This window comes from Rhodopirellula europaea 6C, from assembly GCF_000338295.1.
GTDB classification, from domain to species: domain Bacteria; phylum Planctomycetota; class Planctomycetia; order Pirellulales; family Pirellulaceae; genus Rhodopirellula; species Rhodopirellula europaea.
On sequence record NZ_ANMO01000130.1, the window covers coordinates 1 to 19,968 of the forward strand.

At 55.8% G+C, this 19,968-nt stretch carries 16 protein-coding genes; 6 read left to right on the forward strand and 10 right to left on the reverse strand.

Annotation, left to right across the window (positions count from 1 at the left end; all coding sequences use genetic code 11):
* Positions 1 to 185: 185 nt before the first annotated feature.
* The 4 genes from RE6C_RS14510 to RE6C_RS14530 form a co-directional block, all read right to left on the reverse strand.
* The gene (locus RE6C_RS14510; protein ID WP_008657689.1) at positions 186 to 1,877 is read right to left on the reverse strand and encodes a Kelch repeat-containing protein; all 1,692 of its coding nucleotides are present in this window, start codon (positions 1,875 to 1,877) and stop codon (positions 186 to 188) included.
* A 117-nt stretch (positions 1,878 to 1,994) separates the two neighbouring features.
* The gene (locus RE6C_RS14515; protein WP_008657690.1) at positions 1,995 to 2,477 is read right to left on the reverse strand and encodes a hypothetical protein; all 483 of its coding nucleotides are present in this window, start codon (positions 2,475 to 2,477) and stop codon (positions 1,995 to 1,997) included.
* On the reverse strand, positions 2,474 to 3,454 hold the full coding sequence (locus RE6C_RS14520) for a DUF1559 domain-containing protein (protein WP_008657691.1): 981 nt from the start codon (positions 3,452 to 3,454) through the stop codon (positions 2,474 to 2,476). The genes RE6C_RS14515 and RE6C_RS14520 overlap by 4 nt, the downstream gene beginning before the upstream one ends.
* A gap of 1,058 nt (positions 3,455 to 4,512) precedes the next feature.
* Complete coding sequence (locus RE6C_RS14530; RefSeq protein WP_008657693.1) at positions 4,513 to 5,409, reverse strand: fumarylacetoacetate hydrolase family protein; 897 nt, start codon at positions 5,407 to 5,409, stop codon at positions 4,513 to 4,515.
* A 259-nt stretch (positions 5,410 to 5,668) separates the two neighbouring features.
* Here RE6C_RS14530 and RE6C_RS14535 point away from each other — a divergent pair, with 259 nt between their 5' ends.
* A complete protein-coding gene (locus tag RE6C_RS14535; RefSeq protein ID WP_008657694.1) occupies positions 5,669 to 6,487 on the forward strand; it encodes a sugar phosphate isomerase/epimerase family protein in 819 nt (272 codons plus the stop codon).
* A 70-nt stretch (positions 6,488 to 6,557) separates the two neighbouring features.
* On the opposite strand, the gene hemQ is transcribed toward RE6C_RS14535, so the two are convergent.
* From hemQ to RE6C_RS14550, 3 genes are all read right to left on the reverse strand, one after another.
* Positions 6,558 to 7,451, reverse strand: a complete 894-nt coding sequence (gene hemQ, locus RE6C_RS14540; RefSeq protein WP_008657695.1) for a hydrogen peroxide-dependent heme synthase — start codon at positions 7,449 to 7,451, stop codon at positions 6,558 to 6,560.
* Positions 7,452 to 7,571: 120 nt separating this feature from the next.
* Positions 7,572 to 8,291, reverse strand: a complete 720-nt coding sequence (locus tag RE6C_RS14545) for a hypothetical protein (RefSeq protein ID WP_008657696.1) — start codon at positions 8,289 to 8,291, stop codon at positions 7,572 to 7,574.
* Positions 8,292 to 8,343: 52 nt separating this feature from the next.
* On the reverse strand, positions 8,344 to 8,541 hold the full coding sequence (locus tag RE6C_RS14550; RefSeq protein WP_008657698.1) for a hypothetical protein: 198 nt from the start codon (positions 8,539 to 8,541) through the stop codon (positions 8,344 to 8,346).
* Between RE6C_RS14550 and RE6C_RS14555 the strand changes: the two genes are divergently transcribed.
* Both RE6C_RS14555 and RE6C_RS14560 read left to right on the forward strand, forming a co-directional pair.
* On the forward strand, positions 8,540 to 10,582 hold the full coding sequence (locus RE6C_RS14555; protein ID WP_008657697.1) for an ABC transporter ATP-binding protein: 2,043 nt from the start codon (positions 8,540 to 8,542) through the stop codon (positions 10,580 to 10,582). The genes RE6C_RS14550 and RE6C_RS14555 overlap by 2 nt on opposite strands.
* A 90-nt stretch (positions 10,583 to 10,672) precedes the next feature.
* A complete protein-coding gene (locus RE6C_RS14560) occupies positions 10,673 to 12,739 on the forward strand; it encodes a S46 family peptidase (RefSeq protein WP_236618218.1) in 2,067 nt (688 codons plus the stop codon).
* Positions 12,740 to 12,809: 70 nt separating this feature from the next.
* Here RE6C_RS14560 and RE6C_RS14565 read toward each other — a convergent pair whose 3' ends face one another.
* Together RE6C_RS14565 and RE6C_RS14570 are read right to left on the reverse strand one after the other, a co-directional pair.
* Complete coding sequence (locus RE6C_RS14565) at positions 12,810 to 13,076, reverse strand: hypothetical protein (RefSeq protein ID WP_008657700.1); 267 nt, start codon at positions 13,074 to 13,076, stop codon at positions 12,810 to 12,812.
* Between the two features lie 172 nt (positions 13,077 to 13,248).
* On the reverse strand, positions 13,249 to 14,598 hold the full coding sequence (locus RE6C_RS14570) for an anti-sigma factor (RefSeq protein WP_236618219.1): 1,350 nt from the start codon (positions 14,596 to 14,598) through the stop codon (positions 13,249 to 13,251).
* A 238-nt stretch (positions 14,599 to 14,836) separates the two neighbouring features.
* Between RE6C_RS14570 and RE6C_RS14575 the strand changes: the two genes are divergently transcribed.
* From RE6C_RS14575 to RE6C_RS14585, 3 genes are all read left to right on the forward strand, one after another.
* On the forward strand, positions 14,837 to 15,658 hold the full coding sequence (locus RE6C_RS14575; RefSeq protein ID WP_008668594.1) for a class I SAM-dependent methyltransferase: 822 nt from the start codon (positions 14,837 to 14,839) through the stop codon (positions 15,656 to 15,658).
* A 70-nt stretch (positions 15,659 to 15,728) separates the two neighbouring features.
* The gene (locus tag RE6C_RS14580; RefSeq protein WP_236615868.1) at positions 15,729 to 16,178 is read left to right on the forward strand and encodes a PEGA domain-containing protein; all 450 of its coding nucleotides are present in this window, start codon (positions 15,729 to 15,731) and stop codon (positions 16,176 to 16,178) included.
* Positions 16,156 to 18,588 carry a glycosyltransferase family protein gene (locus tag RE6C_RS14585; RefSeq protein ID WP_008657704.1) on the forward strand — a complete coding sequence of 811 codons (2,433 nt, stop codon included), beginning with the start codon at positions 16,156 to 16,158 and terminating at the stop codon, positions 18,586 to 18,588. Before RE6C_RS14580 ends, RE6C_RS14585 begins: the two co-directional genes overlap by 23 nt.
* A gap of 17 nt (positions 18,589 to 18,605) precedes the next feature.
* On the opposite strand, the gene RE6C_RS14590 is transcribed toward RE6C_RS14585, so the two are convergent.
* Complete coding sequence (locus RE6C_RS14590; protein WP_236618220.1) at positions 18,606 to 19,820, reverse strand: HD-GYP domain-containing protein; 1,215 nt, start codon at positions 19,818 to 19,820, stop codon at positions 18,606 to 18,608.
* Between the last annotated feature and the right edge of the window lie 148 nt (positions 19,821 to 19,968).

The window sequence follows — 19,968 nt, forward strand, 5'->3', positions numbered from 1 at the left end:
CCGAGCATGGGAAACGGCGTGCACTGCCCTCCCCGGAATTCTCGCTGAACGCTCGAATCCCGACCCTCCCCAACTGCGTTCAGGAGGGTGATTTCAACCTCGCGAGCACGGCTCTTGAAAACTGCACGACCTCGGTTGAGAACTGGGATGGCGGAGGTGTTTGAGCCGATCGTTGGTCGCTCAGGTCACTTCGAATCGCCGATTTGAATGGCGTCGATGGAGGTGAATTTACCCTCCTGCATGTTGGCTCCACCGAGCATCACCAAACGGTCGTCTGCGGTTGGCAGCATGCGGTGAAAGAACCGGGCCGGTTCGACTTGGGCGACCGTTTCCCAGGCCTCTCCATCGGCTGCCAATCGGTGAACAAATCCGTCCAAGGTGGTGACGTACAGACGACCGCCAGCGGCGAAAGCGGAGGATCCAAATCCGGCCATTCCGGATCCGGGAAGGGCGGGGCCGAGTGCCCAGGTTTTGGCCGACGGGTCGTAGACATCGACTCGGGTGGTCGGGCCACCTTCGGATCGCATGCCACCAACCACGAACAGTTTGCCGTCGTGAGCGGCGACGCTGATCGCACGTCGTTGGAAGGGCGGCGTGGCGACGGATTGCCATCCCGAATCGGGGTCGGCCAGGTCCAGCGACCATGCGGTTTGATGCCAAGTGCTGTCTTCGCTTTCGCCGTTCAGTCTCCATCCACCGAAGACATAAACGGTGTCACCGAGGACCGCCGCGTCCAATGAGGAACGACCTTCGGGCAGAGCGGGAAGATCGGTCCAGGATTTTGTCTTGGGATCAAAGCTGGCGACGGCGGGTTGCGATCGCAGGTCGTGCTCTTCACCGATGTCGTTGACGGCCGCGAAGCCACCGATCCGAATCAGTCGGTCGCCATGTGCGACCAAAGCCAAACCTTGCAAACGCGGACCGGTCGCAACCGTTTCCCATTTCGCGTCGGGGTCGGTGGTGTCCAACGCCCATAGTCGGTTGGATTGTTCTTCGGTCGAATAGGAGTGAGCGCTGCCGGTGTGTCCGCCGTAGGCGTAGATGGTTCCGTCGACGAAGGCGGCACCAAAACTGGTCAGCTCCTCAGGCAGATCGGCGAGACCAGATGGTTGGATCGACACGTCGCTGTCGGCGATCACCTTCGGAGACTCGGTTTGCTTTTTGGGCTGAGCTGCGTCCGATGAGATTCGGAACGATGCGGTCAGGTAGTCGGCGGTGCTGGAGTACGCTTCGCCGCCGAGTTCCCCTTTGGCGTTCTTGTCGGTGATGCCAGCCATGACCGAGTTGAGTCCGGGCTCGATGATGTCCGACGAAAACGACACGCGGCCGTTGCTGTTGGTCGTTTCCGTTCCGGCTTCGTGGCCGTCTTCGCAGAATAATTTGACTTCCGTTTCGGGCAGAGGTTGCCCGTTACGCAACAACTGAACTTCGATGTCGCCATTCTTTGCCGATGTGATCACGGTTTGCAAAGCAGCCCCGGGCCGAGGATCGCTGGGCCAAGCTTTCGCGTCATCCTGTGGCAAGTGTTCGACGTGGTAGGTCAGCTTCATTCCGTGGTACAGACCGTAGGTGACCGAGCCAGCGATCTCGTCTCCTTCCGGAATCGGTTGCGGACTCTGGATGCCAACCAAGTCCTTTGTTTCGACCGGTTTCATGTCAATCGTTTTGCCAGCCGCCGATGCGTTGGTGCTGTGCAACTGAATTTGCTGAACCGCTTCGGGCATGGGGTAAGTGCGATCGTCGGTTGATTCACCGAACCACATGACCGCGTGCCCGTCGGAATCGGAGGCGAGCCAAGGGAAGTGAGCTGAGGCAGAAGAGGTTCCGCCAATGAACAGAGCCAAAGCGAGCAGTTGTCGTCTCTTAGAAATTTTCATGATGATGAATTGCTACGGAGGGATTTGATTTGTCTGGGAAAGAGTCGCTCGGTAGGGCGACTCGACAGTTGGCGTGGATGACGCGGCCGAAATCGGCACGCGTCGTTGTTCACGTTTTCAACGTTTGGTCAGTTCGAACGTCAACGGTTGAACGTTGGCTGCGTTAATCGTTGCTCTCAGTTGACCGGTGCTTCGATAGCGAGCCGGAATGGTTCGAGCGTTCAGTGGATCTCGATCACCGTTCTGCATGGCAGCCAACGCTTCGTTCATTTCAGGTTCCAAGGGAGTGACAATCACGTGATGTTCACCCGGCGAGGGACCGTTGGTCGAATCGAAAGCAAAGCGTCCCTCTGAAATCATGGTAACGCTGTCGTGAAGCCCCGGTTCGGTTTTGACGGGCGTGAACCGGATCATCGCACTGGGCAGCGGTTTGCCGCCGAGTGTGACTTCGCCTGCGACGGCCACGTGTTCTGATTCAGGTGCCTGAGAACATCCAGCCGAAAGAATCACGATCAATGCAACGCTGAACGACCACGGTGTTTTCAGTCCACTCGTGATTGTTCGAATCGACTTGGAAACATCAGCGTGAAGCATGATCATGGAGCTGCCTCAACAACTTCACGACCGTTGCGGGTGGCCAACGCGTTCAGCAATTCGCGATCGAGAGATTCCGACGTGAATCGAACACTGCCGTCTCCGAACAAAAAGTAGACACCGCCTTTGTGCATGCTTTGGAATCCGCCATTGTTGGCGGCGTTGTGAACGTTGAGTTCCTTTTGGCTGGTCCCGAGCGAAACCTTCGGGTAGCCAAGCACCCAACGGGCCGTTCCCCACTTCACCGTTCCTGCAACACTGGCCGGGCTGGTCCACAAATAGTCGGCCATGTCATAGGTCGTTTCGCCGTACGCGATCGTGTTGCTGCTGCCATCGATTAAGTCGCGAAAACCGGTGGCTGGGTTGTCGTATCCGTAGGCGGTCCAGTTCAAACCAAACATCCCATCGGCTTTGGGCATGTAAGCGGCGGTGCCTTCGCACGCGAGATAGCTAGACGGTCCACCGGTCTCGTTCAGGTCTCTGTCCGGAACGCTTCGAGGCAGGACCATCGATGGGCACAGGTACGTCGCGATCGTTTGTGCGGCGACTTCTTGGTTGATGGGATCGGAATACGAACGGCTGAAGTCAAATTGCTGATACGTGTTGGCTTCTTCCAGAAACGGCAGGGCGGCAGTCAATGGTCCAAGGAAGTTGCTCAGCCGCGAACCTTCGGGGAACTTTTTGAAAGTGCCGTGGTAGTTGTGCAGCGCCAATCCAATCTGCTTGAGATTGTTACTGCAGCTCATCCGACGAGCGGCGGCACGGGCCGATTGAACGGCGGGCAACAACAATCCGACCAACACACCGATGATGGCGATGACCACCAAAAGTTCGACCAACGTGAATGCTCGTCGCCGCGAGCTTTGGGCGGGCGAGATTGTTGGGACTGATCCGCCAAGATCAGTGGAAGGGGATGCAAACGCGGAAGTACGGGCGCGGAAGCGCGCAGAAATAGGCATGGTTTTCTCCAGCCAGAAAGTCACGGAACGGGAAACGTCCCGGGTGCGGGACGGATCGAGCGTGGCTGGCTAGAGAGCGAAAAAGCTCGTCGCTTGCTGCGTCGTCGATGCTGATATTGCGAATCAGTTGCAATAATTATGCTCGTTCTAACGGTTGTTGCAACCGTGGTTGAGGAGAAAAGTCGTTTGAACCCTCCTGAAGAAGGGTTTGTTGATGTAGTGGCAGCCCACTTGGGTGGTTATTTAGTTTGGGCGGCGACGGTGCTGCATTCATGCACGACCCCAGTTCAGGGGGTTCTGCGAGTGGTTCAGTGCAGGGTGCTTGGTCCCCGGAGGCCGCCTCCTGGAGGCAGTTTGACCCGGAGTCCCGAGGCGGTACGAGTCGTAAGTCGTTAAATACAAATCATTTATCGTCGAAAACCCGACGGGGAGGTCGAGCCAGGCGGTGCAGTTTTCCGATACCACTTTTCAGCAGATTTCCACATGGCGTAGCTCTCCCGGACCGAAGTTGGGGGAGAGGGTGAGCGACGCCGTTCAGGCGTACGCGAGGGTGAGTGCCGGGCATGGGATCTTGCACACAACCTTTCCCGGCGTGTGGATGTTGCCTCTCATGGAAATCCGATGCGTCAGCGAGGATTGAGTCAAGTGCGTTCCCTCGCTGACGCGTTTTGAAGTTGCGCTTTTGCATTCGGTTTTGTTGGCCAACGGCCATCCTCATCGAAGCCAGGGGCATCGCCCCTGGGATTGAGAACCAAGAGGACTGGTTGGCCAACGGCCAACATCAACCCACACGTTTTGAATTGAATTTGGCCGTTGGCCAAAATGGGGCCGTGTTTTTCTGCTCCAGGGGCGATGCCCCTGGCTATGTTGAACGAGGCCGTTGGCCATTAGAGGAAAAAGCGCATCTTCAAAACTGACGCGTGGGGGTTACCAAAACCAATCACCTTCCCAAAGGGAAGGTGAAGTAAAACTGCACGGCCTCCGGGATGGTCGAGCATCGGATCCAGCGCCTAACCCTCCCCGTACCGAAGCGGGCCGACCCTTCCAGAGGGAAGGTGTAGAAAACTCTCGGTCCTTCAATATCAGGCTTCAGCTTGGCAGGTGTTTTCCAGGCGACCGATGCCGTCGATTTCGACCACGCAGCGATCACCGGGGGCCAGATATCGTTGCGGTGTTCGTGCATCACCCACTCCTGATGGAGTTCCCGTGAAAATCAGGTCGCCGGGCTTCAGCGTCATGAATTTCGATAGGTGTGTGATCAACGCGGGGATGTCGAAGATCAGTTGATCCGTTTTGCTCTCCTGCAGTGTTTCACCATTGATGTGCAAGCGAATCGGGAGATCGCCTGGATCAGAGATCTCGTCGGCGGTGACGACGGCGGGGCCGAGTGGAGCAAACGTGTCAAATGATTTCCCCACCAACCATTGCCCGCCGGGACGCCCCTTTTGCCAATCTCGCGAAGATACGTCGTGGCCGACCGCGTATCCAAAGACCGCGTCCATCGCTTCGCTGGCATCCACGTGACGCGTGGTTTTCCCGATGACCACGACCAATTCGGCTTCGTAGTCAACTTTGTCGCTGATCTTGGGCAGCACGATGTCTTGTCCGTGTCCGACCAGTGCTGAATTGAATTTGCTGAACACGACCGGCAGCGATGGTTTCTCGGCTCCCGTTTCAATCGCGTGATCGAGATAGTTCAAACCGATGCAAAGAATTTTTTCAGGGCAGGCAACCGGCGGAAGCAATTGCTCAGGAGCATCGGTCCACTGCGATTCGGTGGGCGTGGGGAGTTGATCGAAGTCTGATTTGCCGAGCGAAAAAAGGGTGTTGCCTTGCAACCATTTTTGTTCGACCCCCGCACCCATCAAATCGCCAATGGGACAAACCTTGGGACGCGGAGCCAGTTGGGTTTCAGGTTCTTTTCGAATCGCCAAACGTGTGGCACCGGAAGAATCAACGTAACGGCAAAAAGCGACCATGAGGGGAACCAATCGAAATGGCAGTGAGGCGGGGACAGTGGACTCGAGAAGTCAAAACAGACGACCGGATGAATCGTTGATTTGCTAGCAAATCTTTTCTTTTGCAAGCAATAACATAACGATCCACTCAATTGTTGGGGGAAGCCAGCAGAGGCCCAAACGAATCTTTACACTGCGACCACGCGTCGGCATACTCCGATCCCCGCGGCTGCGTTGGAGCTCCAGCGGGCGAGTTCGATCCTCTCTTTTCCCACCGTCTATGAACACCTTGGCGATCAACCAATTGTCGACTCTTCGATGGGAATTCGAGCAAGACGCTCAAGCGTATTCCGACCGAGGTTTCGAAGGCATTGGCTTGTTTCGACCGAAGCTTGATGACCTGGGAATCGATCGAGCCGTGGAGTTGCTGGCCGAAACGAACTTGCGAGTCACTTCGCTCAGTTGGGTCGGTGGATTCACCGGCAGCGATGGTCGAGGATTTGACGACGCCGTTCGCGATGCGATGAGCGCCGTTCGTGACGCCGCGGAATTGCGAGCCGAAACGCTGATCGTGTTGGCTGGTGGTCGCAACAATCACATTCGCAAGCATGCTCGCCGGACGCTTTGCGATGCCTTGTCTCACCTCGCGATCATCGCCGAGGAGTTTGGCGTGAAGCTTTCTTTGGAACCGATTCACGCCGGATGTGGCATGGAATGGTCCTTCGTCAATGATTTGGAATCGACCCTCGAGATTCTCGATATGGTCGACAGTCCCAACCTAGGAATCGTGCTGGATACCTATCACGTCGGCATGGATGACCGAGTGCTCGATATGTTGCCGCACGTCGTTCCTTTCATGCATTTGATGCAGTTGGGCGACGGTCGACACAGTCCACTCGGCGAGATGAATCGTTGCCTTCTGGGTGAAGGCTGCGTGCCGATTCAGTCGCTGGTTCACCGAGTCTTGGAACTGGGATACTCCGGACCGATCGAAGTGGAGTTGATCGGCGAAGACGTCGAACCGCTCAGCTACGAATCCGTGCTTGATCACACGCGATCGTACCTGGACCAATACGTTGGTCCTGTGAAATCAAGCTGATCCATCCACCGGAATGCTCACGCATCTCGTTGGAGAATGGGGCCTCAATGACGGTTTCTGATTTTCTGAATCACAGCAAACGGCAATGGTCCAAAATCGCGTCGGCATCCGCTTTGTAGCCGACGTAGAAGGGCCCGAACTCGGCGTACTTCGCGCTCGCTTGATCGAATCGCATCTTGTAGACGATGTCTTTGAGATACTGAGGGTTGCGACCCCACAAGGTCACCATCCATTCCCAATCATCCAGTCCAACGCCGACTGAGATCAACTGGCTGACCTTGCCCGCGAAAGCCATTCCGCTTTGGGCGTGTTCGGCCATCATTTGGTTACGAGCACTGAATGGTTCCATGAACCAGTTGGCACCCGGCACTCGGCTCTTGTTCATCGGATAGAAACACGCCGACGGCCAATCAGGAATCTCAGGTTGCAAGCGATTGCGATTCATCATCGGCAAACGTCGTTCGTAGGCAGCCACTTTCGCGGCCAACTCGGGTGAGTCTGGCGTGTTGCCTTCTTTGATCAATCGTTGACGATACTCTTCGATCGAAGGAACGTATTCGCTCACTTCGCTGACGGAGACGAACGACCACGCGGGTTCAATCAACCGACCAATTCCCGGTGCCATGATCGCTTGGTGGATGCCATCGACTTTGGCGGGATCGGGATCCATCACCATGATGCCGAAGTCGCAATCGTGGCCGCTGATCCAATACGACGCCAAGCGTTCGGGAACCGCATCGCCGGTGGGGTTCAGGGCCGCGAGGAATTGTTCGCGATGATTTGGTGCAATCGATCCATCAAACATTTCACGACGGAATCGATAGAAGTAGTGGCCGCAGTGCCAACCTTCTTCTGGAACGACACTTGGTTCGGGCAAAGGAGCATGCCCGGGCCGGCCGACTCCTGGAGGAGGACCGCCAGCAGAGGGTGCGGATGGACGTGACTGCGATGGATCAGATGTCATGGAGGTCGATCGAGTGGGTGTTTTTTTGGAGGACGTCGAGACGAAGCGGCGGGTTCAGAATCAGAACCTTCCATCCTCGAGCCACCCAGTGTAGATCTCGATCGTTGATTTTGCAGCGCGTTATCGCAGCGACCACTGCAAAGAACGGTCTTGGTAACCGTGTTGCCGGGACCAATGTCGTTTTCCTTCGGCACCAAAATAGCCATACGAATAGGGCGTTTTCCAGCGAGGTTGGACGGTGGCGGCGGGAATGGTTGGGCGCGTCTGAGGATTTTTGACCCAGTGTTCACCGACGCCCAGTCGACCCGGGCCCTTCGCACCGGGATCGTTTTCGACTCCGGGAGGATGGGTCAAAGGAGCCATCGTTGCTTTGGCTTTTTGGTGAGCGTGCTGCAGGTGAGGGTGCACGGATCCGGCGGATTGTTGGTGCCCGTGTTGTGAGTGACCGGAAGATCGATTCGGGGCGTAGCCATTTGCTGGCACGGAACCGTGGTTTCGAGCGTTTTTCGGTGCCGCGGGGGCCTGGATGATCACGTGAGGAACCTGGGCCGGCGGATTGAAACCAGGCACTCCGTCCCAATAGTCCGCCAAACCAACTTCTTGGTGAGGAGCTCCATCGACGTAAGTCTCGGAAGACACAATGGTTTCGCCGCTCTGAAGAGGCAACTGAACTGGCTGAGGCAGCTGTGCCCGAGCCGAATTCGCCATCAACGCGAACATTCCTGCCAGGAGCAGGGTTTTCGGCGTTGCGAGCCATGCCGAGGCTTGTTCCCCACGGAGCGATTGGTTCGAAGCATGAAAATTCCCGCCAAGCAGTCGGCGAATCGGGTGGTTCAACATGAGATGGCAGGTGTTGGAGGGACCGATGGGCGGGGACGGACATGTCCGCTTATCACAGAGCCGAATTGGCTGGCTCTAGCGAGAAACCTTCGACGGTATCCGCTACCAAACTCAAACCGCCAATCACAAGAGGCGAATCACCCTGGCGAGAAAATCGAGCGGCTTGGTACAAGCGATCTTTGGTAGCCGTCAATCGTTTGCTGCCGTGAGTCCAGAAGACCCATTTTCCGCTCGCTTGATTTACTTCCATGAAGAGTTTTCGCCGAGTTCTGCGATTATCGCTGCGACGTCGTATGTCCTTGCTGGGCATCTTGTTGTCGTCGTTGGTGATTGCTGCTTTGTGGGGCGCGAACATCGGCACGCTGTACCCGATGGTGGAGGTCGTTTTCAAAGGAGACGATCTGCCGTCATATGTCGATGAACGACTGGCCGAGGCACGCGTCACGGTCGAAGAACAACGCGTCGAACTCATTCAGCTGAATGACGAGCTCGACGAGCTTCAACAACGAGCGAAGACAGCAACCGACGCCGACACCCAGGCTGCGTTGCAACAAGAAATCAATACAACGACGTTTGAAATTTCCTCCGCCGAGTTGGCACAAACTGCGACCAAGAAATCTGCGGAGTGGTTGTCTTGGGCCCAGCCTTGGATTGACCAATCGGCTCCACGAGGTGCGTTTCCGACTTTGGTATTCATCGTCGTGATGTTGGTTGGTGGGACCGCGATCAAGTTGGTCGCCCTGACCATCAACCTGATGCTCGTTCAATACGTCGCCGAAGGCACGGTGATGGAACTGCGAGAAAAGTACTTTCGCAAATCCTTGCACTTGGACCTCGATCACTTTGGCCAAAACGGCTCTGCCAATCTGACCAGTCGGCTCACCAACGATGTCGCTCACATCGCCGTTGGAGTCAGCACGCTGCTCGGGCGACTGATTCGCGAACCTCTGAAGATGGCGGTTTGTTTGTTTGGAGCCGCGACGGTTTGCTGGCGTTTGTTGTTGTTGGTGATGATCGTTTCGCCACTGATGGCGTTTGTGATGCAACACCTCAGCCGAGCGATTCGTCGTGCCAGCCGCCGAGCGATGGAAGAGATGAGCAGCCTTTATGGAATGCTCAATGACGCCTTCGGTGGTATTCACGTCGTCAAATCATTCAACACACAAGCCTACGAACGAGCCCGTTTTCGCGCTCGCGTGCAGGCCTATTTTCGCCGCTCGATGAAGGTGGCTTTGTACAACACACTCGCTCGCAGCAGCAGCGAATTGCTAGGTCTGACGATGGTCGGACTGGCAATCTTGGCGGGTGGTTATTTGGTGATCAACCAACAAACTCACTTGCTGGGCATTCGCATGAGCGCACGTCCGCTGGATGTTGGCCAAGTCCTGTTGTTCTTTGGTTTGTTGATTGGTGCATCTGATCCAGCTCGCAAGTTGTCCGATGTTTGGACGTCGCTTCAGCGTGGTATCGCCGCATCGAATCGCGTTTACGAAATCATCGACGAACCGATTCGAGTGACCGAGCCAACCAACCCGGTTCACCTAGATCGTCCTCATCGATCGATCGAGTTCAAGGGTGTCCACTTCCAGTATCCCTCCGGACCGATGGTGCTGCGTGGTATTGATCTCACCATTCAACATGGCGAGACGATCGCGTTGATCGGTCCCAACGGTTGCGGCAAAAGCACCTTGATCAACTTGTTGTGTCGTTTCGACGATCCACACCAGGGCGAAGTCTGCTTTGACGATGTGGCGATCAATCGTCTGCCCACGCGTGATCTGCGGCGACGCATTGCATTGGTCAATCAACGGACGGTGCTGTTCGATGACACGATCGAAAACAATATTCGCTACGGCAGTCCCAGCGCCGATGCTCACGACGTCGTTCGCGCCGCCAAGCTGGCTTTCGCAGATGACTTCATTCGCCGGAAAACACCCGACGGCTATCAAACGCTGCTCGGATCCGGTGGCGTTCGATTGTCCGGCGGACAGATGCAACGAATCGCACTCGCACGAGCTTTCTTGCGGGATCCCGACATCCTGATTCTGGATGAAGCGACCAGTCAAATCGATATCGAAAGTGAACAGCTGATTCACCGCGCCTTGGAAACGTTCCTGGAAGATCGCACGGGAATCATGATCACCCACCGAGCCAGCACGCTCGCGATGGCCGATCGAGTCGCGGTTTTGGATCTTGGACAAGTTGCCGATGTGGGAACGCATCACCAATTGCTTGCTAGCAATTCATTCTATCGCAGCCTCTGTCACAGTGATCTGACCGACGCGGCTTGATCAGGCCCGACGACCGGTTGCATGCGACCGTCGCAACGGCTGAACTGGAGATTCAGGATTCTGTCCCTTCGTGTTTCTGGTTTATCCATCATGTTTGCACACGTGCGCCGTTGGTTCTTGTCGGGAAGTTGCATGGTTTTCGCTTTGGCTGGTCTGTCCAGCAATTCGCATGCTGATGAAGGCATGTATTTGTTCAACGATGTTCCTCGCGAATTGCTGCGAGACCGACATCAGTTCGAACCGTCCGAAGAATGGCTGAAGCATCTGCAGCTCTCTTCGGTTCGGTTTAACTCCGGTGGTTCCGGATCGTTTGTGTCCTCCAACGGTTTGGTGCTGACCAACCACCATGTCGCCAGCGACACGTTGGCCAAACTCAGTTCCAAAGAACGCAATCTGATCGACGATGGGTTCTTGGCGAAAAGCTTTGACGAGGAACTCAAGGCACCTGATCTAGAACTGAATCAACTGATCTCGATCGAAGACGTGACCGATCGAGTCAACGAGCAGATCACCGAAGCCGCGGACGCCGAGGAAGCCGCCAAACAACGGCAGGCCGTGATCGCGACGATCGAGAAAGAATCGCTCGATGAAACCGGTTTGCGAAGCGATGTGGTGACACTGTTTGGTGGAGCGAAGTATCACCTGTATCGCTACAAGAAATACACCGATGTGCGATTGGTATGGGCTCCCGAGACCGCTGCCGCATTCTTCGGTGGCGACGCGGACAACTTTGAATACCCTCGCTACAACCTCGACGCGACGTTGATGCGTGTCTACGAGGATGGCGAACCTGCCAAGCTGGAACATTTCCTGAAATGGAACGATCAACCTGCCAAGGATGGAGACTTGGTCTTTGTCAGCGGTCATCCTGGTCGCACGCAGCGGATCTTTACTGTCGAGGCGCTGGAGTACCTTCGCGACAAACGATTGCCTCATGTGTTGGATTTGCTTCGTCGCAAAGAGGTGCTGCTACAGCAATATCGCTTGGAAGGCAAAGAAGCGGCTCGCCGTGGACGCGACGAGTTGTTTGGAATCCAAAACGCTCGCAAGGCTTACTCAGGCATGTTGGCTGGACTTCAGGACCCGCAAACGTTTGTGTCCAAAAGAGGGCGCCAGGATCGTCTGCTGACTGCACTTTCGAAGTCGCCGGAGCATTCGGGGCTGGCGGACGCTTGGAAAGAAGTCGCGGAAGTGCAGAAGGAAAAGGCTGAGTTGCTCGACCACTCGGTATCGCTTCGCAGTGAGCTTTTCCAGCTCGCTCTTCGAATTCTGATTTTGTCAGAAGAAGATCGCAAACCCAATGAAGAACGTTTGCCCGGATACACCGATTCGGGACGCGAATCGCTGATGGCTCAATTGCTTTCACCGGCGCCGATCTACGACGATTTGGAAATGGTGAAGTTGGCCGACGAGATCGCTTTGTTGCTCGAAAGCCGCGGCATGAACGACTCGATCGTTCAGGAAGTCCTGGCGGGACGTTCGCCCAAACAAGTCGCCAGCGAACTGGTGTCCGGGACGAAAATCAAAGACGTTGAGACGCGCAAGGCGTTGATCGAGGGTGGGTTGGACGCCGTCTTGGCGTCGAAAGATCCGATGATCCGAATGGCTCGAGTGATCGCACCTGAGTATCGTCGAATCGACAAGATGAACGAACAACTCAGCGAACGTGAAAAGCAGGCTTACGCGGAGATCACCGAAGCGACGACTGTAATCGAAGGCACCGGAGGCTATCCCGATGCAACGTTCACACTACGTTTGGCGTTCGGTGTGGTTTCTGGTTACGAAGAACGCGGCGAACAGATTGAGCCGACCACGAATTTCGCAGGTGCGTTCACCCACGCGAAGGAACATGAAGGGCAAGAAGATTTTGACCTTCCTGAATCTTGGATGTCCGCGAAAGACAAGATCGACTTGGATACCCAGCTCAACTTTGTCTGCACCGCTGACATCATCGGTGGAAACAGTGGTTCACCGGTGGTCGATCGAGATGGAGCCTTGGTGGGACTGATCTTTGATGGAAATATCCAAAGCCTGACCAGCGACTACCTTTACACCGACGTCCTGAGCCGAGCGGTGAGTGTGTCCGGCGTCGCGATTCCCGAAGCCTTGCGTTCGATCTACCAAGCCAATGACTTGGCCGATCAACTCGGGAACTGAGCCGTTTCGGCCAAAAGATTTTCGACTGGTGGACAGAAGATCCACCAGTCACTCAATGGTCGGTTCTCAATCAGTCCGTTTTGGCTTCGATCAAGTCACCGGTTTGCTCAGCGACTTCGCCGGCTGCTTCGCGAATCTCCTCATTCTGATCTTCGAGCTCTTCCAATTCGTCGGACGAGATCGCACCGTCAACCTGAGCTTCGTTGAGCTCTTCTCGGCCTTCTTGCACTTCTTCGTTGTAGTTGTCGACCGACATATCGTACTGGGCTTCGTCGCATCCGATTGCGGTCAAGCAAGTAGCGAAAGCGGCGGTCAATGCGAATGATTTCCAAGGCATGATGAACCTCTCTGAGTGGGAGCGTGAGAATTGAATGACGCGCTCGATGAATCAAACCATCGACATTGACGCGTCAGACTCTTCCACGGTCGCACATTTCATGCCAGAAATTTGACGCCTCAAACAGGCACCTGCAGGCGTTTCGTTGTTTCCGCTTTGAAAACCAAGCGTCTCAGCGAACGATGACCAGGACTTCGGTGATGAAATCGCTGCCAGTGCTGGCGGCTTCGGGTGTACCCAGAGCAAAATCAATTCGATTGGTGAATGATTCGGCTTCGACGGGCATGAAGTCGCGGTTGCTCAGTGCCATGCCGAGTCGTTGCAAAGAACGCTTGTCTTTGGCATTCAAGTCATAAGCAACGGCACTCGAAGGAGCCACGTCTTCATCTTGTTGCCACGCGATGCCGGAGACTGCATTGCCCATCGCCATCGACATACCGACGGATTCAATCGAGTCTTCGTCAGCGAGCAGTTCGAGGAACAAGCGATCCAATTGTTTCGCTGGACCTCGTAGCAACAGGATTTGGTAACGAGTATTTTCGTCGAGGGTGACGGATTCACGCGTCGCTTCGATCAAACGTTCACTGACGAGTTGTTTGCTCGATGCCGCTAAACCAGCCGTCGTCATCGCTTTACGAACTGGATCGCTATCCAATGCAAAGTGGTTACGGGCACCAGGATCACGGACCTCTGGTTTCAGCTGAACGTCGTAGATCAACACCGCACCGGAGAGCGACTGAACTTTGCTGTTATTTCCAGCAGCTACGGTCGCCGACATGTCGACGGGAGCAGCGTTCAGCTTGGGCGTTGTTTCGGTATTCGTTGCCGAAGCAATGGAGTTTGGCTCGGGACGGTTCGGTCCGTTGTTGGTGGATGCCTCCAGGTCTGCGACCGAATTCGTGGTCGCTGATGTGTCTTCAGCGAGCATATTGCCAACGGGCAAATTGTCGGCAGATTGGTCCGTCGAACTATCATTCGCCGCGATGGTATCCACGGCGGGAGCACTCCGCGAATCCAAGTCATTGACTGGATCGACTTCAACATTGGCCGGATCGGCTTGCGCGACCACGGTGGAAGGATCACCAATTGGAGTGTTCGGATCGGTATCGCTCAAACGGTTCTGCAGCGAGGCAACCAACAATCCTGCTGCGGCCAAGCCGGCGATCGCAGCCACCCAAGTTCTTCGGCCATTGCGACTGGATTGAGGAATCACCGATTCGACGGGAACCGAAACGGGAAGTTTTCGCAGCGGGTGATCGGACGACAAATCATCGTCGATGGCTCGTTGCTGCGCCGCAGCGACAACGCGGGACGCGAAATCGGATGGCAAGCTCGATGAGGTGCTTGTGCTTTCGTGCAACGACCGCAACATTTGACGATCGAATTCCGCATCGGTGAGTCGCTGGGCTAAGTCAGCGTCCATGCGCAACTGCTCGGCGAGCCATTGCGATTGATCATCGCTCAAACGACCATCCAAATGGTCGCTGATCAGCTGATCGATCTGTTCGGGTTTTAAAGACATGATGCTGTTCTTTTGCAGCGAAAGCGAGGTTTGAAACGTATCGAACCAACGCGACGCGTCCATGCGTAGGGGTACAGTGTGAACAAGCCGGCCGCCAGAGCGGTGCATCGGGTTGTCAAGGTGTCAGATGGCGGATGAACTCACAAAGTTCCCAAATTAGCTTGAAAACGTTCCGTCTGGGGTACCCACCATCGATCGCGAGACCATTTTAGGTGCCAATCGCAAGGCTTATCAGCGAATGACGGCCGCCGGATCTCCGCTGTGCCAGATCGTTTCGGACGAGGAATTAGCCAATCCTTTGCAGACGGTCGACGCTGCAGGTTGGCTGGGCGGGGACATTTCTGGGAAAAAAGTTTTGTGTCTCGCCGCGGGTGGGGGTCGGCAGAGCTGCTTGTACGCGGCTGCTGGAGCCCGTGTCACGGTGGTGGATCTCTCACCTGCCATGCTGGAACAGGACCGCATTGCGGCTCGCCAGCGGGGTCACCAGGTCGAACTGATCGAGGGTTCGATGGATGATTTGTCGATGTTGCCCGCCGGGGGTTTTGACATCGTGATCCATCCCGTCAGCACCTGTTATGTGCCCTCGGTGATGGTCGTTTACGCCCAAGTCGCTCGGGTGATTCGTGGCGGTGGTATCTATATCAGTCAGCACAAATCGCCGGTGAGCCTGCAAACGTCGACCCAGCCACGGGCTGCTGCGAACGGTTCGCCTCGATACACGGTGGAACATGCGTACTACCGCAACGGTTCATCGTCCAAGTCTGGTCCGAACACTCCCGTGCCTCCGCCCGCCGCGAATCCGGTGGCCGCTCGATTGAGAGAACCCGGTGCGGTGGAGTTCTTGCATCGGTGGGAAGAATTGATCGGCGGGATGTGCCGCTCCGGATTTGTGATCGAGGAGCTGGCCGAACCAATGCATGCGAAACCTGACGCCGAACCAGGCAGCTTTGCCGAGCGAGCTCGCTTCATCCCGCCTTATGTCCGGATCAAAGCCCGTCGACGAAACGACCAAACGGCAACCGCCGCGACGACTCAGCGACTTTGGATTCCCGAAAACTGATCTAGCCGAGTCGCCACGGCAATTGATAGTTCCAAAGCTTCCCATTTCTTTGAGTTTGGAAACCATTCAGTTGCACGCTTTGGCAAACCGCATCGAGCCGTTCTGTTCGCAGGCGAAAATGTTGGCGATGATCACGCTGCTGATTCTCGTCTGCTCGGGCTGTGTGCGTCGCCGAATGACGGTGCGGACCAGCCCTCCGGGCGCAACGGTCTCGATCGACAACCAATTGATTGGAACCTCTCCAGCATCAACTGATTTCATTTACTATGGCACGCGTGAGGTTCGTGTAGAACGCGAGGGCTATCGCACAGAAGTCGTGCTACGGAGAATGAAGCCGCCGTGGTATCAATTGCCGGTTTTGGACTTTGTGAGCGAAACGCTTTGGCCAGGTGAAATTCGCGACGAGCGGATCATCGATATCGAATTGGTGCCTCAAGTGATCGAACCCTCCGAGGATGTCCTGAATCGTGCCGAAGCCCTCCGCAATCAATCGCGAAGTGGCATCATCCCTGCAGGCTGATTCGACCGATCCTTCGTGGATGAAGTGGGGCGGGCCTTTCATCGGTCCAATTTGCATCGTGGTTCTGATGGCCACGGTTTGGACGGGCCGCGACCGTCTCGCTTTTCGCGACGTCAGTCATTTCTACACGCCGCTGTATCAATACGTCGGCGAGCGATGTGCTGAGCGACCGCTGACGTATTTCTGGTCCGCGATGTGGAACCCACTGGACCAAACGGGAATGCCGTTGGCCGGCGAGACAACGACCGCGGTCTACTACCCGGTTCGGCATTTGGTTTACCTGATCGCGTCATTGGTCGATCACTCACCGACCGAATTGGCATCGCCCAACGAGTTGCCTGAAGATGCTTCATTGGCATTGGCTTGGTATGTGACGCTGCATTTGGTCTTGGCATCTTTGGCAGCCTACTGGGCCGCCCGGCGACTTGGATCGCAACCGGCGTTCTCCGCCATCGCCTCGCTGGTGTACCCGTTGTCCGGCAGCGTGTTGTTTCTCACGACCAACCCGCCGTTTCTGGTCGGCGCCGCATGGTTGCCGTTTGCTCTGCTGCCGTTGGTTCATGCCAAGGAGCATGGTTGGAAGCTTCCGTCGTTTGCCTTGGCCTTGATGGTTTTGGGCGGTGATCCTCAGACCGCACTTCATGTCGGAATCATTGCCGGACTGTGGTTGATCTTCGACGTGATTCGAAAATTGCGTGACCGCGATGCAGGGCAATCCTTCTGGTCGCGTTCGCTTCGTATGGTGGGCATCGCGGCGATGGCTGCTGCTTTAGCGGCACCTCAGATTGTCGCTTCGATCAATTGGGCCCGTCACAGCGGTCGCGTTTGGTCGAAACTGGATGCATCGCAATCGTTCGCTTTTTCGGTCGCTCCGTGGCGATGGTTGGAGTTGGCGATGCCATCCTTGTTTGGTTCGCCATGGCCGGTGAACCATCGTTGGGATCGTCCGGTGTTTGCTGGCGGAACGGTCAGTCCCATTGATGCGTTATGGACGCCCAGTCTGTACATCGGCATGTCGACGTTGGTCCTGGTCTCGATCGGCTTGGTCGGAAGATACCGCGGTCACATTCGCGGCACCGGTTTGTGGTGTTGCGTGCTGCTGGCATCCGGATTGGCCGCGATGGGTTGGTACGGACCATGGCACGCACCGTATCAGTGGCTGATCGATTGGGTACCGGGTTACGACGCGTTTCGGTATCCGGCGAAGTGGTTGCCTTTTGTCTCACTCGCTTTGGCGATGTTGGCGGCACAGGGTGGACAACATCTCTTTCGTGGATGGTTTCGCGAATCGTCCGATTTGAATGAGTCGTTGAACGGTCCGCGAACAAAGCGTCGAGCAGTCCAGGTTTGGTTGTTGATGACATTTGGATTAGCGGTTGCCAGTGTCGCCGTTTGGTTCGCGATGGCATCGATGAGTTCAGCCCCGGTGGACGTGGTGTGGGGACCGTTCCAAACCGAGGTCGCTTGGTACAGATGGTTGGGCAGTACCGCTCATGTTTGGATTCTCGTCACGATCATTCTCGCGATGAGCGTCGCGTGGAAACGCCCGGTCGATCAGCAGAAACTGGCTTGGGCATGGGTCGCTTTGATCGCGTGTGACTTGATGGTCGCTCATTGGAATTTGGTCCCGACCATCAACCGGAAAGCTGAACGTGTCGCCTGGCACGAACTCGATCATTCCCCATCCAACGCACTCGATTCAACTCGTTGGATTCGAACGGCGGGCGAAGGTGAATATCCCGCGAAGTGGGCGACCACATCAGACCAGCAACGATTGTTGGACATGGAAGTTCATGATCGCCGACGTTGGTATGGTCGTTGGCACATGGTCGAGGACGAGGCGGTATTCAACAGCGTCGTCTCGATCCGGCCTTGGGCGATCGATCAGTTTTGGGACGCGGCCGGCCAGCAGTCCACACCAATCAATTGGCAACAAACGGCGTCATGGTTAGGCGTGGGTGGATCGCGAACTTCGAAAGGGCGGAGTCATCGCTGGCCGACTCGTGGTCTGCGATATCATCGCCACGATCAAGTTATGACGGAGGCCGAAATTTCTTGGCCGAAGCGAATCGAGATGGCATCGGAGGCTGGAGACCAAGTCGGCGTGATCTCGGTTGGCTCGTTGGCCATGGCCGAAGGAAGGCCAGAAGACACCTTTGTGTCGCGACGGGTTTACCAGGACGGTGGCTGGCGAGCGGAATTGCGGTCGCAAGATTCCGCGATCGAACCAGTGCCACTGACGGTGTTTTCAGCCGATGGTGTGGCGCAAGGCGTGTGGTGTCCGCCCGGAACTTGGACGATTCGTTGGATCTACGAACCCCGGGGGCACAGGGGTGCGGTGATCGTTTGGATGTCGGGATGGTTGATGTTGCTGGCGGTCTCGATTTGGTCGGTTACTCGAACGAAGTGAATGACCGAATCCACGGTTCATTCTTCGTCGAAGAACAATTCGTCAGCCGGATTCCAGCGGATGTTTTTCATCGCGTCGATTGAAAGTCGGCCTTGATTGCGTTGAGGGTCGCAAGTTGGCTGAACCACTTCATCGGGGTTTTCCTGCATGTCGAAACGTTCGCCATCGGAAAGTTGCAACACGGGGCACGCATATCCTTCGACTGGTCGGCGGATCACGTCCGCCCATTTGCCGTTTGTCAGTTCGACTCGGCTGCCCAGTGGAAACAACGACTTTGTTCGTAACAAGGCATGAATGACCTGAGGGTCAAAGCTTCCATAGCGAGCTTGATGCAGGATGAATCCCAACGCATCGTGTGGCACCAACGCTTTTCGAAAACCTGTTCCGAGTGTCAAACGAAGGTACGTATCGCAGACGTTGAGAATGCGAGCGTAGATGTGAATCCGTTTGCCTTCCAAACCAAACGGGTAACCAGCACCGTTGTACTGTTCGTGGACTTGTTCGATTGCCAACAAGACTGAATGAGGGATGTCAGAAACTTCACGAAGACTGTTCGCCGAGACGACCGGATGTTTGCGATACTCCCATGTTTCTTCTTCTGAAAACGCACCTCGCCCAGGGACGCTGAAGGCGGGATCCATGGAATACAAACCAATGTCATGCAGTAAACCAGCCATGCCGATTTCCAATACGGAGGGTCCATCCAAATCAAGTTCGGTTCCGATGGCCATGCCCAACACGCCCAGCTTCACGCTGCGGTCGGTTAGTGACATTTCGGTGTTGCAGGCGACAACTTCGCCGACAGTTTGATCGTGGTCGTCCACCATGGCCGAAGCGAATGCGCCCGATAGGTCAGACAACGCCTCGACGGTTTGCATCTTGCGTTCGGTCAGTGCCAAACGAATTTCTTCGAACTTGCTACGAGCCATTTTGACATGGCCTTGCAGTGTCCGTCGTCGTGTTAGGTCAATGGGTTCGTGATGACGATTGACCAAAGCGTCTTTCAACGGCACTCCCTTGATCCATTTTGTTGGATCGCGTCCAGTGGTATGCGACGCTTCTTTTTCTCGCGTGGTTCTTGGCTTTGCCCTGACCGCACCAGTGTTGCCGCGGTTGCTCAGTACATCGGCTTCCTCAGCATTGACGGTCAGTTCTTCGATGCCGCGTTCTCGCAGACCATCGATCACTTCATTGGTGATGCGGGTGCCGGTGCCGAGTAGCAATCGGCCCATTTCGTCATTGATCGGTGTACGACAAATCGCACCGACCTGAAGATCGTCGATGGGAACAAGAACAGTGTTCGCACTGTCGTTCGCATTAGAAGTAGTTGAAATCATATTGTGCCCAGTTCATATTTTGCTCCGGCGCGGAGTACGATCG

Excerpts from the sequence above, each read along its gene's own strand:
- RE6C_RS14565 (WP_008657700.1), bottom strand. The coding sequence starts at position 13,076 with ATGCCTTGGAAATCATTCGCATTGACCGCCGCTTTCGCTACTTGCTTG.
- RE6C_RS14590 (WP_236618220.1), bottom strand. The coding sequence starts at position 19,820 with ATGGGCCGATTGCTACTCGGCACCGGCACCCGCATCACCAATGAAGTG.
- RE6C_RS14530 (WP_008657693.1), bottom strand. The coding sequence starts at position 5,409 with ATGGTCGCTTTTTGCCGTTACGTTGATTCTTCCGGTGCCACACGTTTG.
- RE6C_RS14535 (WP_008657694.1), top strand. The coding sequence starts at position 5,669 with ATGAACACCTTGGCGATCAACCAATTGTCGACTCTTCGATGGGAATTC.
- RE6C_RS14560 (WP_236618218.1), top strand. The coding sequence starts at position 10,673 with ATGTTTGCACACGTGCGCCGTTGGTTCTTGTCGGGAAGTTGCATGGTT.
- RE6C_RS14545 (WP_008657696.1), bottom strand. The coding sequence starts at position 8,291 with ATGTTGAACCACCCGATTCGCCGACTGCTTGGCGGGAATTTTCATGCT.
- RE6C_RS14515 (WP_008657690.1), bottom strand. The coding sequence starts at position 2,477 with ATGATCATGCTTCACGCTGATGTTTCCAAGTCGATTCGAACAATCACG.
- RE6C_RS14570 (WP_236618219.1), bottom strand. The coding sequence starts at position 14,598 with ATGTCTTTAAAACCCGAACAGATCGATCAGCTGATCAGCGACCATTTG.
- hemQ (WP_008657695.1), bottom strand. The coding sequence starts at position 7,451 with ATGACATCTGATCCATCGCAGTCACGTCCATCCGCACCCTCTGCTGGC.
- RE6C_RS14575 (WP_008668594.1), top strand. The coding sequence starts at position 14,837 with ATGACGGCCGCCGGATCTCCGCTGTGCCAGATCGTTTCGGACGAGGAA.
- RE6C_RS14555 (WP_008657697.1), top strand. The coding sequence starts at position 8,540 with ATGAAGAGTTTTCGCCGAGTTCTGCGATTATCGCTGCGACGTCGTATG.
- RE6C_RS14510 (WP_008657689.1), bottom strand. The coding sequence starts at position 1,877 with ATGAAAATTTCTAAGAGACGACAACTGCTCGCTTTGGCTCTGTTCATT.
- RE6C_RS14550 (WP_008657698.1), bottom strand. The coding sequence starts at position 8,541 with ATGGAAGTAAATCAAGCGAGCGGAAAATGGGTCTTCTGGACTCACGGC.